Raw genomic sequence first — 12,879 nt, 5'->3', positions numbered from 1 at the left:
CAGTCATCTCACGCCACGGCTGGTCATCGCCGCTGACGCAATAGCGCCGGTAAGATCGGCGAACCGCTGCGGCTCTGCGAACTCGGCGACGAGCCGGTCGATCCATGCCTGGGTGTAGAGGTAGCTCTTGTAGCTGGTCAGGTACTCGGCGTAGTTGAGGTTCATGGTGCGGTCGTTCTGGCCTTTCGGGGGACGCACGCCGAGCTTGCGGCACGCCTCGGCGTGCATCGCGGTCGTGAACTTCAGGCCCGTGCGGCGACGCACCTCGCCGACTACGTCGGACGGCCTGAAGCCGTGGCGCGCCACCGGGCGGCTGAGCACCACGAACTGATCGAGGGCATCGGCCAGCTCGGCAGGCACCTCGCCGGGCCGCACGAAGTAGGCCACGGCGTCGGGATTGTTGGCCGACGATCTAGGCACCGGCACGAACGCCACCCGGATCATGTACGTGGGGTCGTTCAGCACCTCGTCGGGCACCGCTTCGGCGCGGCCCAGCAGCGCCTGCACATCGAGCGGGAGCGATGCATGGAGCTTGCGGGCAGAAGCGAGCACGCCGGGGTCACGAAAGCCCGACAGCTGCAGCGGCACCGACAGGTTGTCCGCAAGCGAGTACTCGGAACCGAACTCGCTGGTCAATGCGTTCTCGAAGTTCAGCAGCCCGGCTTGCGCGAACGGGATGACCGTGACGTCCAGTCCTGGCAGGTGCCGGTGGGCGGTGGCGTTGCGAAGCTCAACCCAGCGAGCCACGTTCTCGCGTGTGCCGCGATAAGGAGAACCCCCGAACGCCCGGCCGATGAGGTCGAGCGTGTCGAGCGACTGCTCCACCCCGTCGAACAGCGTGGGCTGACCGTCGAAGTCGAGCTTGCGCCACTCCTCGCCGCCGCGCTGCAGCACCGCCAGCGACAGGCTGTTCCACGCCGTCACGAACAGCAGCGAGAACGCGCCCGTGCGGAACGAGCTGAGCGGATCGTTCCAGACTCTCAGCGCTTCCAGGCAGGATGCGCGGGCCTGCTGCAGCTGAGTCTCCCACTCAGTGGCGGGGGTGCCCGCCGGCTGCGCGCCCAGCGACCGCACCTGAGTTTGGAGGTCTTCGATGAGGTCGGTCTGGCGAGCACGCCCCGTCGTCTCGATCTGCAGCGTGCGCCGCATGAACCGGTCGAAACGGCGGCCGTGCGACGAGCCGTCCTCCCAAGTGCGACGCTCCAGCTCGCTCTTGGAGATGCCCCTGCCGTTGTCCCACAGGTCGAGCAGCTTGAGTGCGAGCTCGACGTCGTCGTCGCTGGGCGGCTCGGCCATGCAGCACCGTACCGCTGCGGTCGCCCACCGTCGTCCCTGGGACCGGCGAGGGACGACGGAGCGCTTCGGAGTGCGGGGTATTCTGCCGCTGAGGTGACGAGGGCTGGACCGAGCGGAGAGGACGGCGCTCTCATGGCGGACACGCAGGCGCCCGACGGCGTCCCATCGGACACCGACGCCAAGGGTTTCGAGCCTGATCTGCCCATCAGCGTGTCGCCGATTCTGAATTGGCCGCCGCGACCGCTCGGAACGCTGCGGAACATCATCTCGATGATGTGGCCGCAAGGAATGCTCTGGGTGGGGATGTCGGCGCTGGCGTGGAACTTCTTCACGCCCGCAATGGAGCGCATGTCCAGTCTGAGCCCGCGATGGGTGCTGGAGATCTACCTGCGAAACGTCGCCATGTTCACGGCCGTGGCCGGGACCCTGCATGTTCTGCTGTACATCCGGCAGGTCCAGCAGCAGCGCTTCAAGTACAACCGCCAATGGCTCAGCACGACCAACCGGGCCTTCCTGTGGAACAACCAGACCCGCGACAACATGTTCTGGTGCCTCGTCAGCGGCTGCGGGGTGTGGACGATCTACGAGTCACTCACCATGTGGTTCTACGCCAACGGCTGGATTCCGCAGGTGGAGTGGGGTTCTGCGTGGCTGTACCTCTCAGCACTCGCGGTGCCGACCTCGCTGTGGTCGGTGACCCACTTCTACTTCATCCACCGCGTGCTGCACATGCGCTGGGTGTACGCACACGTCCACTACCTGCACCATCGCAACGTGAACACCGGGCCGTGGAGCGGCCTGTCGATGCACCCCGTCGAGCACATGATGTACCTCAGCATGTTCGTGCTGTGGTGGGTGGTGCCGGCCCACCCCTACATCGTGATCCTGACGCTGCTGTCCAACAGCGTCGCAACGGCGATGTCCCACTCGGGGTTCGAGCGATTCGAGCTCGGCAAGCGCGAGGGGCCCACTATGGCCGGCGGCGACTACTTCCATCACCTTCATCATCGCTACTTCGAGTGCAACTACGGCAACAGGCCCGTTCCGCTCGACAAGCTGTTCGGCACATTCCACGACGGCACACCCGAGGCCCACGCTCGGATGCGCGAGCGGGCGAAGGCCCGTCACGCTCGGCGCCGGCACAGCGCGTCGCGCTGAGCCAGCACAGTGCGTCGCACTAAGCAGTCGCTTCCACCACAAGGGCGGGACGTCCGGACCCAATTCCGCCGGGCGCGAGTCGAGCGATGGGTTCAGACCCGTGCTTCGGCGGCGTACCGCTTGTTGTAGCGCTCGCGGCAGATGTAGAACTCGTCGACGCTTTGGAAGGCGTCGTGCGCGATGAGCAGATCCAGGTTGCGCCGCACGAGACGATCGGGTGCCACGCGGGTGGCGAGCACTTGGATCGCCCCGTACCCCACCGGGCCGGTTCCCTCGGCGGTGTCGCGCCCGTGGGTCACGCCGAGCAGGTACTCGATCTCGTCGAGCAAGGCGTCGAAAAGGGCGTCCTCGGTGGTCTTGGGTACGAACTCGTCGGTGATCGACCGCAGTGTCATCCACAAGCGCAGCGATGCCTGGATCGGCGCTTCGTCCGCTCGCTTGAGCCGCTCGCAGTTGACCAGATACGTGACCCGCCCGACCCTGCCGTCGTCCTCGGCGTGCACCGTCCCGATGATCCGCGCGAGCGGGTCGAGCCGATCGGCAGCGGCAGCGCCGAAGGCGACCGCGTAGATCGCCAGCAGCGTGACTTGGTGCTGCAGGTTGATCTCAGTTCCATCGGCTGAGCCCGCGAAAGGAATCCGGTTGGCCAGCAGGCGCACAGCGTGAGCCCAGGCCTTGTCGTGGTCCGCGCAATTCGAGAAATAGGCGCCGGTGACCAGCAGTTCGATCAGGTTGGCCGATGCAGCCTCGTAGGCCCGCACGCACTCGTCGTAGCCCTGGCAATCGGCATCGCGGAGAGCTTCGATTGTCCGGATCGTCTCGTCATGAATGGCGTCGTGAAGCTCTATGCGAGCAGCCGGTTCGGCGAGCAGTTCCTTGAGCTCGGCCACAGTGACCGTTTCGGTTTGTGACGACACGCGGCCAACAGTACAGCGCGCTGATTTCGAGCTTTGTCACCCGGCTGCGGACCGCGGGGTGTTGTCAGGCTTGACCGCGTTGGGCCCGAGCTTCCTTTAGCAACTCGATGACGGCTGCCTGCGCTTGATCGGACGCGGTGAGCGGTTCGCCGTAGGGCACACGTGCCATCCGCGGTCCTGCCGGGGTCGTGACACGCAGGGTGAGCCCGTAGCGGTCGATCCCCACCATGGCCGCATCGGTGGCATCGTCGAGGCCGGCCTGGACCTGCGCATACATCAGGTTGGCGTCGGCGTGGTCGTCGTTCATGTGCTCGATGATCCCTGCGGCGGCCTCCCACAGCGGATCGACCGCGGCGTCGCGGTAGCCGTCGGCGGTGACCCAGCTCATGTGTCCGAAACCGCCCACGTAGCGGCACTGTGTGACATCGAGGCGCCAGAACGCGAAGTCGGTGAAGTCCGCGTAGTAGGCCGCGTAGGGGTGGGTCTCGAGGTAGCGGTCGCGCAGTGCGCCGGGGTCGTCGAGCACCTCCAAGCGGCCGACAAGCGTCAGCCGAGCTCGGCCCAGAGGGTCGCCGTCGCCGGCACCGTCGACGATCAGCATGCTCGCCCGGTCATCGCCGCGGGCATTGACAGTGTGCTCGGCCATTTCTGAGATGAGGATGACCGGCGCACCGGCGTCGTCAGCAGCGTAAGAGACGACGCTGCCGTATGGAAATCCATCGGCGGTCAGCGTCGAGAGGCTGGCGATCCTGGTGGCTGCTACCAGTGTCCGTGACAACTCCGCGTCGGATGGAAACGATGAGGGATCGCCTGCGATCGGGGGGCCGGCCTCGCCGCCGCCATGGGAGGCAGGACGTGTCATGACGTTCGGTCTCTTTGTCGACTCTGGGTCACTGCTGCGAGTCCGGTGAAGATTGGCACGACGAGCAGGAAGATACCGATCGAACCGATGGCGAGCACGCTCGCGACCAGCAGCAGCATCGTCGACAGCCACAGCGCGCTCACGCGTTGCTCCGCAAAGACAATTGCGGCCGCAATCGCCAACACGCCTCCGAGGAGGCACCCGTAGAAGGTGACTGTCAAGATCATTGCCATTCGGGCCTCATCATGTCCGCGAGGGACATGGACTCAGCGTATGGCGCGCCCCTTCCTCAGGGCTGCGGATCGGCGAGAATGGCGGTGTGGCAGTGAACGTGTGGTCTGATTTCACCTTCAAGCTTGCGAACTGGGCGAACCGAACGGCGATCCGCTGCAGCGGCGGTCGCATCGGCTGGATCCACAAGGGAACGCCGATCATCGAAGTGACCATGACGGGCCGGCGCAGCGGTGAACCCCGCACCACGCTGCTGTCTGCGGTCGCAGAGCGGAATGGCGCCGTCGTCGTCATCGGCTCGCGCGGGGGCGACTCGAAGCACCCGGCATGGTTCTTGAACATGCTTGACAACCCGTCGGTAAGAGTTCGCAACCGCGCGGGCATCCGGCCGATGACTGCCCGCTTGACCGAAGGCGACGAGCGCGCCGAGCTGTGGGAGCAAGTGACCGCCAGGGACGACCACTACCTCCGATTCCAGGCGAGGACTGACCGCGAATTCCCCATCGTCATGCTCGAGCCCGCCGAGGAGACCGAAGCCAGAGGCAGCTGAGCGCACCCAAGCCGAGATTGGCGAAGGCTCAGCCGACGGTCGGGATCCTGCGCAGGTGCACGAACCAGTTGGCAAGTGACACCGCGACGCCGCCGACCACGTTGCCCAGCGTCACGATCGCCAGGAAGCCGGCGAACCACGCCCCGTTCAGGCCGTCCAGCTGGGCGCTTGAGAGCTGCGCTGCCTCGGCGACCTCAGGTTGACCCGAGACCAGCATGCCGATCGGCACGAAGTACATGTCGGCCACGCTGTGCTCGAAGCCGCCGGCCACGAACGCCGAGATCGGCAGCACCACGGCGACCAGCTTGTCGATGAGCGAGCGGCCCGCCGTGGCCAGCCACAGCGCCAGGCACACGAACACGTTCGCGAGAATCCCCCGGGCGAACACGGTGCCGAGCCCGAGATCGATCTTGGCGTGTGCGTTGGTGAGCGCTGCGGCGCCGAACGAGAAATCGGCGATCTCCCACCAGCGCGACCAGAACACCACCAGCACCACGGCCAATGCGCCGGCGAAGTTGCCCAAGTACACCGAGATCCAGTTCCGGATGAGCTGGCGGACGGTGATCTGGTGGTCCAGCAGCCCGATCACCATGAGGTTGTTGCCGGTGAACAGCTCCGCGCCGGTGATCACCACCAGAAACAGCCCCGTCGACAATCCGATGCCCATCAGGAGCCGGGTGGGACCGAGGCCGAGGTTCGACGATGCCGCGATGGTGTTGGTCAGCATGGCGCCGAGCGCTACGAACACGCCCGCCATCGCGGCCAGCACAGACATCGATCCGAAGCTCAGCGCCGCCCGGCGTATGGCCAGGTGCGACACCTGCGTAGCAATGTCCGACGGCGTCAACGGCACGACCGGATTGCCGGTCGGCACACGAGGCCCGCTCGGACCAGACATCAAAGTGGACGCTAGTTCGTGCCACGCCCTGGTCCTGTTGAGAACGCGCCAGCGGTGCGACCGCTCGACGGGTTGGCCTACGAGGCGGCCCGGGCGGCGCCAAGCCACGCGTCAACGGTGGTGCGGTTGTCGGCAATCCACGCAGTAGCCAAGTCAGCCGCAACCGTGCCCTCGTCTTGTGCCACGTTGGCCTGAGACACTTCGATCACCGGCAACCGCACGACCTCGAAGAGTGCTTCCGCGGCAGGGTTGGCCCCGAGAAATTCGGTGTTGGCTGTCACCAGGATGTCGGCTGCGACCCAGCCGATCGGGCACAGCCCGTCGTCAGTGTCCGCCGCTGCAGGGCAGAGGTCCGCGCCGATTGCCGCATATCCGCCGGTGCCGTCGGCACCCCGCTGGTCATGCGCCTCGCCGCCCTCGAAGCCGGTGGGATTCGAGTCGTCCAGTACCGACTCGACACCGAGCCAGTACACGTTGTCGCCCGGGCGGAGCATGGTGATGTATGCCGAAGGAGTCCACATGTAGATCACCATGGGCAGGTTCTCGTTGGCAGCGTCGACGGCTTGGGCGAACATCGCGTCGTACCCGGCGATCGTCTGGACGATGTTGTCCCAACCTGAGAATGCGATCTGCGATTCGATGATGTTGTCGCACGTCCACGACTCGGCGCATCCGAAGATGTCCGCCACACCGTTGCCGGGTACCGGATCGGTCGCGTCGAACGCGGCAAGAGCATCGGCGTTGCGGTTCAGCTCGTCCATCGTGTACACGCCGTACTCGTCGGCGAATGACTTGGTGACCAGGAATCCCTGAATGCCGCCGGCGATCATCTGCTCGCCGACGACGGTGAGGTGGTGTCCCACGAGGGAGCCGTCGGGCAGTTCGCCTGCGAGCCACGAATCGTGAAGCGGGTACCAGCTATTGGCCCAGAAGTCCATCTGTCCCTCAGCCAGAGCCACATAGGCGGCATTGGGACCGAGCTCCAGCTCTGCGGGATCGGACACGTCATAGCCCAGTTCACCGAGCAGTTGGCGGAAGATCTCGGCCTGGAAGTATCCGCTGTTCCAGTTGGCCCGACCCATGGTCACGCTGATGCCGTCGCCTGGCGTCGCCGACACTTCATCGGGCGGCGCAGTATCGGGCGGCGCAGTATCGGTCAGCGCGGGGGTCTCGGGAACCGTCGTGGTGTCGCCGCCGTCGCCGCCCGTGCACGCAGCACAGACAATTGCGGCAATCACCAACAGCGACGCGAACCTGAAACCCCGCAGCTTCAACATGATGCGCTTCCTTGCAGGCGCAACGGCCGATCCCGACCGTCGGTATCCATACAACCCCGGTCTGCAACAGGACGATAGGTCAGCGCCGCACGCTCCACGGACACCGCTCGCAGGTGTGAACTGGACCGCGCCACGGCAGTGTCAGTCGCAGCAGCAGGCGGTGGTGTCAACGGTTCATCGGGCCGTGGGCCGGCCCTGGGGCGTGACGGTGTAGGTCATGTTGATGTAGCGCCAGTCGGGCTGCGGCGTTGCGGTGGGCCCGGGAGCGGGCACCGCCGGGAAGCCCGGCCGGTTGCGGCGCGGCAGGCCGAACGAGGCGAACATGCCGACCACTGCCAACGACGCCGAGAGCAGGAACACCGGCGTGAATGAGCCCGCCGTGTCGGCGATGAAGCCTCCGAGCTGCGGCGAGATCATCTGGGCGATCCCAAACGAGAAAGTGACCGCTGCGAACGCCGGTCCGTAGTCGTCGGTGCTGGTGTTGTTGACGACATAGGCGGTCAGCACCGACGGCATCGATGCGAACAGCAGGCCAACTGCCACCGACAGCGCCAGCGTCGGCGCGAGCCATCCCGGCAGCATCAGCGTGGTGACCACCGCCCAGCCTGCGAATGAGATGGCGAGCGTCGTTCGGGCTCCGATGCGCTCCGACAACGCGATGAACAACGGCCCCCCGAAGATCATCGCCAGCCCGACGAGCGTGAACGCGAGCGACGCTTGGGCGCTCGTCCAGCCGCTGTCGTCTTCCAGCCGCGTGGTGAGGAACGAGATGACCAGCAGGTACAGCAGGCCGAACACGAAGAACGCGGAGACCAGCGGCGCCCAGCCGGGCACGCGCCGCAGCGCGCCGAACCCGCCGAGGCCTGTCCGTGATGCCAGACGCGCTTGGCGGTGGCCGATGGCGAGCAGCACCACGACCGCCAGAACGGCACCGATGATGAGCTGCACGAAGTAGACGGTCCGCCACGACGAGTCCCCCATCGTCGAGCGAACAAAGCCGGAGAGCTGGCCGGCGAAGACGACGCCGAGCCCCATGCCTGCGCCGAGAAAGCCGACGGCCAGGCCGCGCCGTTCGGGGGCGATCGCGTCGGCGGTGATCACCGGGGCGGGGATCCACGTCAGGGCGCCGCCCAGACCTTGAGCGAACAAGCCCGCACCTAGCACGAGCGGTCCCGGCGAGACGGTCGCGAGCGCTTGGCCGATAATCGCGACCACCACACCGACCCGCATCACCGACAGCAGCCGGAACCGGCTCGATGCCGCAGCCACGATGAGACTGCCCACCAGGTACGCCGCCATGTTGACGGTTACGAGCGACCCGGCCACCGTGTTCGACAAGCCGAGGTCGTCGCGGACTGCAGGCAGCAGCACGCCGTAGGTGAACCGCCCGAATGACTGGGCGACCGCGGCAATCAGCGCCATCAGCACCACCGCGGCGGCCCCGGTCAACCTGCGCTGACGGGCCTGCGCTCCATTGCCGAGGTCGGTCACGAATGACCATGCAACCCCGAAATCGCGCCGGTCGCACGTGACGGCGCTGAGTTCTTCTCGCCTGCAGACCTCGCCGGGCCAGTCGGCGCTCTGCGAATCGTTGCGGGGTGCGACACTTTCGAGATGGTCGCGGTGCGCCCAGGCTGTCGGCGGCAGCCCTCACGGCGAATCGTCGTGCGAGATCGGCAGCGCGTGCCGTGAGTCAGGAACAGTTCGCGAACCTGGTGGCCGTCGTTGCGACGGCGGTGACGTTCATGCAAGTCGTGCCCCAAGTGGTGCGTCTGGTGCGCCTGAAGCGGACCGAGGGCGCCTCGCCAGCTTGGGCGGCGATCGGCATGGTGATCAACATCGGCTGGACCGCGTATGTGATCGCGGAGGAATTCTGGGTCACCATTCCGGCGGTGCTCGCTGCCGTCATCAGCTTCGGCCTCGTGCTGTTCCTGCTGTGGCGCAATGGCGCCGACGTGCGCATCGCTGTCATTGCCGGCATTGCCGTGGGGGTGGCATCGGTGGGTTTGCAGCTTGTCGCGGGCTGGACGGTCTTGGGCACTGTGCTCGGCCTGTCGAACGGCTTGTACCTCGGACCGTCTGTGTGGGCCGCGTGGCGGTCGTACGCGCCGGTCGGCGTGGCCCCGCTCACCTGGGTGCTGACGGCAGGCGAAGGCATCTTGTGGGGCTACTACGGGGTGCTCGTGGAAGCGGTACCGATCATGGTTTACGGAAGCACGGCGTTCCTGCTCGCAGCGCTCATACTCCTGCGACTGTGGATTACTCGTCACCGGATCCGAACCGAGCTTGCGTCGCCCGACTGACCGGGCGCTCGATGCTCTACGCCGTGGGAATCAGGCAGGCGACAGTTCGGTAGGTGCGCAGCCGCTTGCGCAGCGTCCACACCAGGAGCGCGACGGCGGCCAGCCCCACGATGGGCTGCACCGGCGCCCACCAGGACAGCGCCCCTGAGATGCCCACGAGTGCCACGACCGCCTGATTGCACACCGGGCAGCCGACGGCGAGGAATGAGACCAGCCCACCCCACAAGGTGGTCGTTCCCTGCCGCTCAACGGCCGCTTCGGTGCCTGTCTCAGCGCTCGACGGAGGCCGGATCGCGAAGATCAGGCCGATCAGTGCCGAGGTGATCGCCAAGATCACCCAGTCGAGCCACCGAGCATCGATGGGCCGACCGAAGATTGGCGTGTCGATCAGGTCTGACGGGATCCCGATGAGCACCGCGGCGATGGCCCCGTACACCACGGCTCGCGGCCACACAGCCCTCGGCAGCTCACGCAATTCCCGCAGCACCGCGACGACGCTACCGCGCCCCTCGCCCTGCCAATCTGCGCCCCACCGGGCAATCACAACAAGCCGCAGATTGGTGCAAAGATCCTCGCTGTGACTGAGCACGCGTCACTGGATCCCCAGCAGACCTTCCTGCACCTCACGCCAGACGGCGACGCCATGCGGCTCGACGCCACGGCGCCTGATTTCTGGCAATCACTCGCCGAGCGCAACCTCGACGGGCGCCTGACCGGAGTGGTTCAGCTAGGACAGGACAGCCACTGGGAGATGCACTCGGGCGGCGATGAAGTCTTGGTGGGGCTGTCCGGCTCGATGGAGATCATCCTCGACCACAGCGGCACAACCGAGTCCGCAACTCTCGAGCACGGCCGCATGTGTGTCGTGCCCCGCGGCGTGTGGCACCGGCTCGTCGTCAACGAACCGGGACGCCTGCTATTCGCAACCCCAGGGCCAACAACGCAGCACAGAAGCCTCTCCGAGCACAGCAAGCTCCAAGCCCCCAACCCGGACTAGTCGAAGCGCTAGGTGTCGTGAACCGACCGATCGACGGCGGCGTCAGCGTCAAACTCGACGTCCGCGAGCGCACGCGCCTGCAAGGTTCGCAGAACCGGATCAAGACCTGAGGGCTCCTGTGCATACAGCGCATTCAGCCGACGCGTGATGTCCCCTCGATCAGGTTTGCCCTCTCGTTCCTGCATCGTACGAACGCTAACCGGCTGGGAACGAAGGTAGGTCCGACCGAATCACTGAACCGTCAAGAGATCAGCGTTCGAGTTCTTGGAGGGTTTCGAGGAGGGTGGCGGTGTCGCGCATCCAGCTCACGACCCGGTCGATGCAATCTGGGCGGGTTACGTCGAGCAGCAGGGTGGCGACGGCGACTGTGGCGCCCGTCTCGTCTTCGGCGACCATCGTGGTCGTCGGCCGCAGGCGTGCATTGGAAGCAACCAGCACGCCAGCCGCACGGAGCTGACGGCGCTGCAGCTCGCCGCCGTCATCGTTCATTTGCTCATCTTCCATATATTTCAAGTTATTTCATTGATTTCCCATCCTCCAAGTGATTTTTGCCGTACGTGCCTTCAAGCGCGCTGAAGCCACCACGTCCACGAATCGCCACCTACAGGCGGGTCGGCGAGAAAGGCAGCGAGCGCGGCTATCAGATTTCCCGGATAGGCCAGCGAGGCCCGGTTGAAACGGGCGGGATTTGTGAGGATGATGCCTGGGTGCGACTCTCCAGCCGCCACGTGCCGCTTCACCAGCACCGAGAAATCGCCGACGTTCTCAGTCACCAGTGCCCGGCCAGACTCCATTGCGTACTGCAGCAGGCTGGTATCGCTGCACCCACGGAGCGAGGGGTCCGCGGCCACGGCTACAACGTCATGCCCTGCATCAAGGAGTGCAGCTGCGACGCTCGGCGCATGCATTTCGTCGAGCAGCAGCTTCACGCTTCAAGCAATGCCCGCTGGCGAGCCCAAGCGGCCTCGGCTTCCTTGGCTGCCCGAGCTCGTTCGGCGATCTCCGCGTTAACTTCGTCGGTGAATTCTGCGTAGTACGCGAGGGCCGCGTCGACGGCGGCCGGACTGATGTTGAGCAGGTCTGCCGCTCGTGCTCGTCGCTGGTCGACAGGCACATCGCCTCCGATGAGCGCCCCGACGACATCGACGACCTCCGGCCCGGCTGCGAGCGCTGCACGGCGGCCCCGTGGGCCGTCCCGAAACATCACCGCCGGATGGGTCTGCATCCGCAAGCCCTCGTCGATCAGACGCTCAGCGAGCGTCGAGATCCCCTGGCTGTGACGTCGTGCGTTCTGCCGAAGCCGGCTGTACAACTCGTTGTCGGAAATCCGAACCGATACAACTGGCATGACTACAGCGTAGTCATATGTGGTGGCGATGTCGCATCGGCGGAAGCTCCGCCGCGCCTCCAAGCGCGACCGCCACCGGCGGCATTCGGGGTCGACCCCGGTTGGTTCTGCAATGCCGAGGAGTCGGCGTATGCTTCAGCTGCGAGGAGCCCCTTACAGGGTCGTCATGGCACCATCGAACGGCCTATAGTCACGACCCATTCACTAGTAGCAGTCGTCCAGGTTGGGAGTGAGTCGATTGTGATGGGACTAGTCCTTCCTAATGGCAGTTGACATCGCGGTCGCTGGCGGAGCGTCGGCGACCGGAATTGCAGTAGCCACGCGCCCGTCGGTGCAGGGGCATCGGTTTGCCTCCGCGCTGCGAGAGGCAGGCCTATCGGTGATCGCCGAGATCAAGCGCCGATCGCCATCTCGCGGACCCATGAACCCAGACCTAGATGCGGGCGATCTCGCGGTTCGATACCAACGTGGCGGTGCTACCTGCCTGTCGATCCTGACCGAAGGTGAACGATTTGGCGGCTCACCTGACGATCTTCGGGCGGCAAAGGCCGCCGCCGATGTGCCAGTACTTCGGAAGGACTTCCTGCGCTCACTCGACGATGTGCGAGAGAGCGCCGCGATGGGCGCCGATGCGATGCTGGTGATCCTCGCCGAAATCGATCCATCACAGTTGCTCGAAATGCAGGACCACGCCCTCTCGCTCGGTATCGACGTTCTCACCGAAGTACGTGACGAAGACGAATTCCAACTCGCCGTTGATCTCGGCGCCTACATGATCGCTGTCAATCAGCGAGATCTTCCTCAGTCGAAGGAGTACACAGTCGACCCCAACAAGGCGGTGCGGATTAGCAGCTGTTTCGAGGGCATCGACGAACAAATTCTGTTGGTAGCTGCCTCAGGCATCGGAGTTCGCGATGGCACGTCGATGAGCGCCATCGCTGAGGCTGGCTACGATGCAGCGCTTATCGGCGAGGAACTTGTGACGGCTGACGATCCGGAACAGCGACTCTACGAACTACGGATCGAGGCCAGGTCCAGCTAA

General features: G+C 65.5%; 16 protein-coding genes. 5 read left to right on the top strand and 11 right to left on the bottom strand.

The window, feature by feature from the left end:
• Positions 1-3 precede the first annotated feature (3 nt).
• Complete coding sequence (locus ACOGW9_RS14775) at positions 4-1,296, bottom strand: DUF3644 domain-containing protein (RefSeq protein ID WP_419912576.1); 1,293 nt, start codon at positions 1,294-1,296, stop codon at positions 4-6.
• Between the two features lie 132 nt (positions 1,297-1,428).
• Between ACOGW9_RS14775 and ACOGW9_RS14770 the strand changes: the two genes are divergently transcribed.
• Entirely contained in the window at positions 1,429-2,454 is a 1,026-nt protein-coding gene (locus ACOGW9_RS14770) for a sterol desaturase family protein (RefSeq protein ID WP_419912574.1), read from the top strand.
• A gap of 92 nt (positions 2,455-2,546) precedes the next feature.
• On the opposite strand, the gene ACOGW9_RS14765 is transcribed toward ACOGW9_RS14770, so the two are convergent.
• The 3 genes from ACOGW9_RS14765 to ACOGW9_RS14755 form a co-directional block, all read right to left on the bottom strand.
• Complete coding sequence (locus tag ACOGW9_RS14765) at positions 2,547-3,371, bottom strand: hypothetical protein (RefSeq protein ID WP_419912572.1); 825 nt, start codon at positions 3,369-3,371, stop codon at positions 2,547-2,549.
• A 64-nt stretch (positions 3,372-3,435) separates the two neighbouring features.
• A complete protein-coding gene (locus ACOGW9_RS14760) occupies positions 3,436-4,233 on the bottom strand; it encodes a HugZ family protein (RefSeq protein ID WP_419912570.1) in 798 nt (265 codons plus the stop codon).
• Complete coding sequence (locus ACOGW9_RS14755; protein WP_419912568.1) at positions 4,230-4,466, bottom strand: hypothetical protein; 237 nt, start codon at positions 4,464-4,466, stop codon at positions 4,230-4,232. Before ACOGW9_RS14755 ends, ACOGW9_RS14760 begins: the two co-directional genes overlap by 4 nt.
• Positions 4,467-4,552: 86 nt before the next feature.
• Between ACOGW9_RS14755 and ACOGW9_RS14750 the strand changes: the two genes are divergently transcribed.
• Positions 4,553-5,014, top strand: a complete 462-nt coding sequence (locus ACOGW9_RS14750; protein WP_419912566.1) for a nitroreductase/quinone reductase family protein — start codon at positions 4,553-4,555, stop codon at positions 5,012-5,014.
• A 28-nt stretch (positions 5,015-5,042) separates the two neighbouring features.
• Here ACOGW9_RS14750 and ACOGW9_RS14745 read toward each other — a convergent pair whose 3' ends face one another.
• From ACOGW9_RS14745 to ACOGW9_RS14735, 3 genes are all read right to left on the bottom strand, one after another.
• Positions 5,043-5,912 carry a formate/nitrite transporter family protein gene (locus ACOGW9_RS14745; RefSeq protein ID WP_419912564.1) on the bottom strand — a complete coding sequence of 290 codons (870 nt, stop codon included), beginning with the start codon at positions 5,910-5,912 and terminating at the stop codon, positions 5,043-5,045.
• Between the two features lie 77 nt (positions 5,913-5,989).
• Positions 5,990-7,189, bottom strand: coding sequence for a glycine betaine ABC transporter substrate-binding protein (locus tag ACOGW9_RS14740; protein WP_419912562.1), 1,200 nt, complete (start codon positions 7,187-7,189; stop codon positions 5,990-5,992).
• Between the two features lie 174 nt (positions 7,190-7,363).
• On the bottom strand, positions 7,364-8,680 hold the full coding sequence (locus ACOGW9_RS14735) for an MFS transporter (RefSeq protein WP_419912560.1): 1,317 nt from the start codon (positions 8,678-8,680) through the stop codon (positions 7,364-7,366).
• A gap of 197 nt (positions 8,681-8,877) precedes the next feature.
• Here ACOGW9_RS14735 and ACOGW9_RS14730 point away from each other — a divergent pair, with 197 nt between their 5' ends.
• Positions 8,878-9,492 (top strand): PQ-loop domain-containing transporter, encoded by a 615-nt coding sequence (locus tag ACOGW9_RS14730; RefSeq protein WP_419912558.1) that lies wholly within the window; start codon positions 8,878-8,880, stop codon positions 9,490-9,492.
• Between the two features lie 16 nt (positions 9,493-9,508).
• Here ACOGW9_RS14730 and ACOGW9_RS14725 read toward each other — a convergent pair whose 3' ends face one another.
• A complete protein-coding gene (locus ACOGW9_RS14725) occupies positions 9,509-9,979 on the bottom strand; it encodes a hypothetical protein (protein ID WP_419912556.1) in 471 nt (156 codons plus the stop codon).
• A 90-nt stretch (positions 9,980-10,069) separates the two neighbouring features.
• On the opposite strand from ACOGW9_RS14725, the gene ACOGW9_RS14720 reads away from it, so the two are divergent.
• On the top strand, positions 10,070-10,489 hold the full coding sequence (locus tag ACOGW9_RS14720; protein ID WP_419912554.1) for a cupin domain-containing protein: 420 nt from the start codon (positions 10,070-10,072) through the stop codon (positions 10,487-10,489).
• Between the two features lie 249 nt (positions 10,490-10,738).
• On the opposite strand, the gene ACOGW9_RS14715 is transcribed toward ACOGW9_RS14720, so the two are convergent.
• From ACOGW9_RS14715 to ACOGW9_RS14705, 3 genes are read right to left on the bottom strand one after another with little or no spacing between them, the layout of a single operon-like run.
• Positions 10,739-10,993: a hypothetical protein gene (locus ACOGW9_RS14715; RefSeq protein WP_419912552.1), complete on the bottom strand. Its 255-nt coding sequence runs from the start codon at positions 10,991-10,993 to the stop codon at positions 10,739-10,741.
• Between the two features lie 59 nt (positions 10,994-11,052).
• A complete protein-coding gene (locus tag ACOGW9_RS14710) occupies positions 11,053-11,418 on the bottom strand; it encodes a DUF5615 family PIN-like protein (protein ID WP_419912550.1) in 366 nt (121 codons plus the stop codon).
• Complete coding sequence (locus tag ACOGW9_RS14705; RefSeq protein ID WP_419912548.1) at positions 11,415-11,837, bottom strand: hypothetical protein; 423 nt, start codon at positions 11,835-11,837, stop codon at positions 11,415-11,417. Before ACOGW9_RS14705 ends, ACOGW9_RS14710 begins: the two co-directional genes overlap by 4 nt.
• A gap of 262 nt (positions 11,838-12,099) precedes the next feature.
• Between ACOGW9_RS14705 and ACOGW9_RS14700 the strand changes: the two genes are divergently transcribed.
• Positions 12,100-12,879, top strand: a complete 780-nt coding sequence (locus ACOGW9_RS14700) for an indole-3-glycerol-phosphate synthase (protein WP_419912546.1) — start codon at positions 12,100-12,102, stop codon at positions 12,877-12,879.

It is taken from the genome of Candidatus Poriferisodalis sp., assembly GCF_965203655.1.
Taxonomy (GTDB): domain Bacteria; phylum Actinomycetota; class Acidimicrobiia; order Acidimicrobiales; family Poriferisodalaceae; genus Poriferisodalis.
Note: the sequence above shows the minus strand (reverse complement) of the source record. Positions and strands in the feature narration are given on the sequence as shown.

Coding starts and splice junctions, on each gene's coding strand:
- ACOGW9_RS14775 (WP_419912576.1), bottom strand. CDS start 1,296: ATGGCCGAGCCGCCCAGCGACGACGACGTCGAGCTCGCACTCAAGCTG.
- ACOGW9_RS14770 (WP_419912574.1), top strand. CDS start 1,429: ATGGCGGACACGCAGGCGCCCGACGGCGTCCCATCGGACACCGACGCC.
- ACOGW9_RS14760 (WP_419912570.1), bottom strand. CDS start 4,233: ATGACACGTCCTGCCTCCCATGGCGGCGGCGAGGCCGGCCCCCCGATC.
- ACOGW9_RS14755 (WP_419912568.1), bottom strand. CDS start 4,466: ATGGCAATGATCTTGACAGTCACCTTCTACGGGTGCCTCCTCGGAGGC.
- ACOGW9_RS14745 (WP_419912564.1), bottom strand. CDS start 5,912: ATGTCTGGTCCGAGCGGGCCTCGTGTGCCGACCGGCAATCCGGTCGTG.
- ACOGW9_RS14740 (WP_419912562.1), bottom strand. CDS start 7,189: ATGTTGAAGCTGCGGGGTTTCAGGTTCGCGTCGCTGTTGGTGATTGCC.
- ACOGW9_RS14715 (WP_419912552.1), bottom strand. CDS start 10,993: ATGGAAGATGAGCAAATGAACGATGACGGCGGCGAGCTGCAGCGCCGT.
- ACOGW9_RS14705 (WP_419912548.1), bottom strand. CDS start 11,837: ATGCCAGTTGTATCGGTTCGGATTTCCGACAACGAGTTGTACAGCCGG.
- ACOGW9_RS14700 (WP_419912546.1), top strand. CDS start 12,100: ATGGCAGTTGACATCGCGGTCGCTGGCGGAGCGTCGGCGACCGGAATT.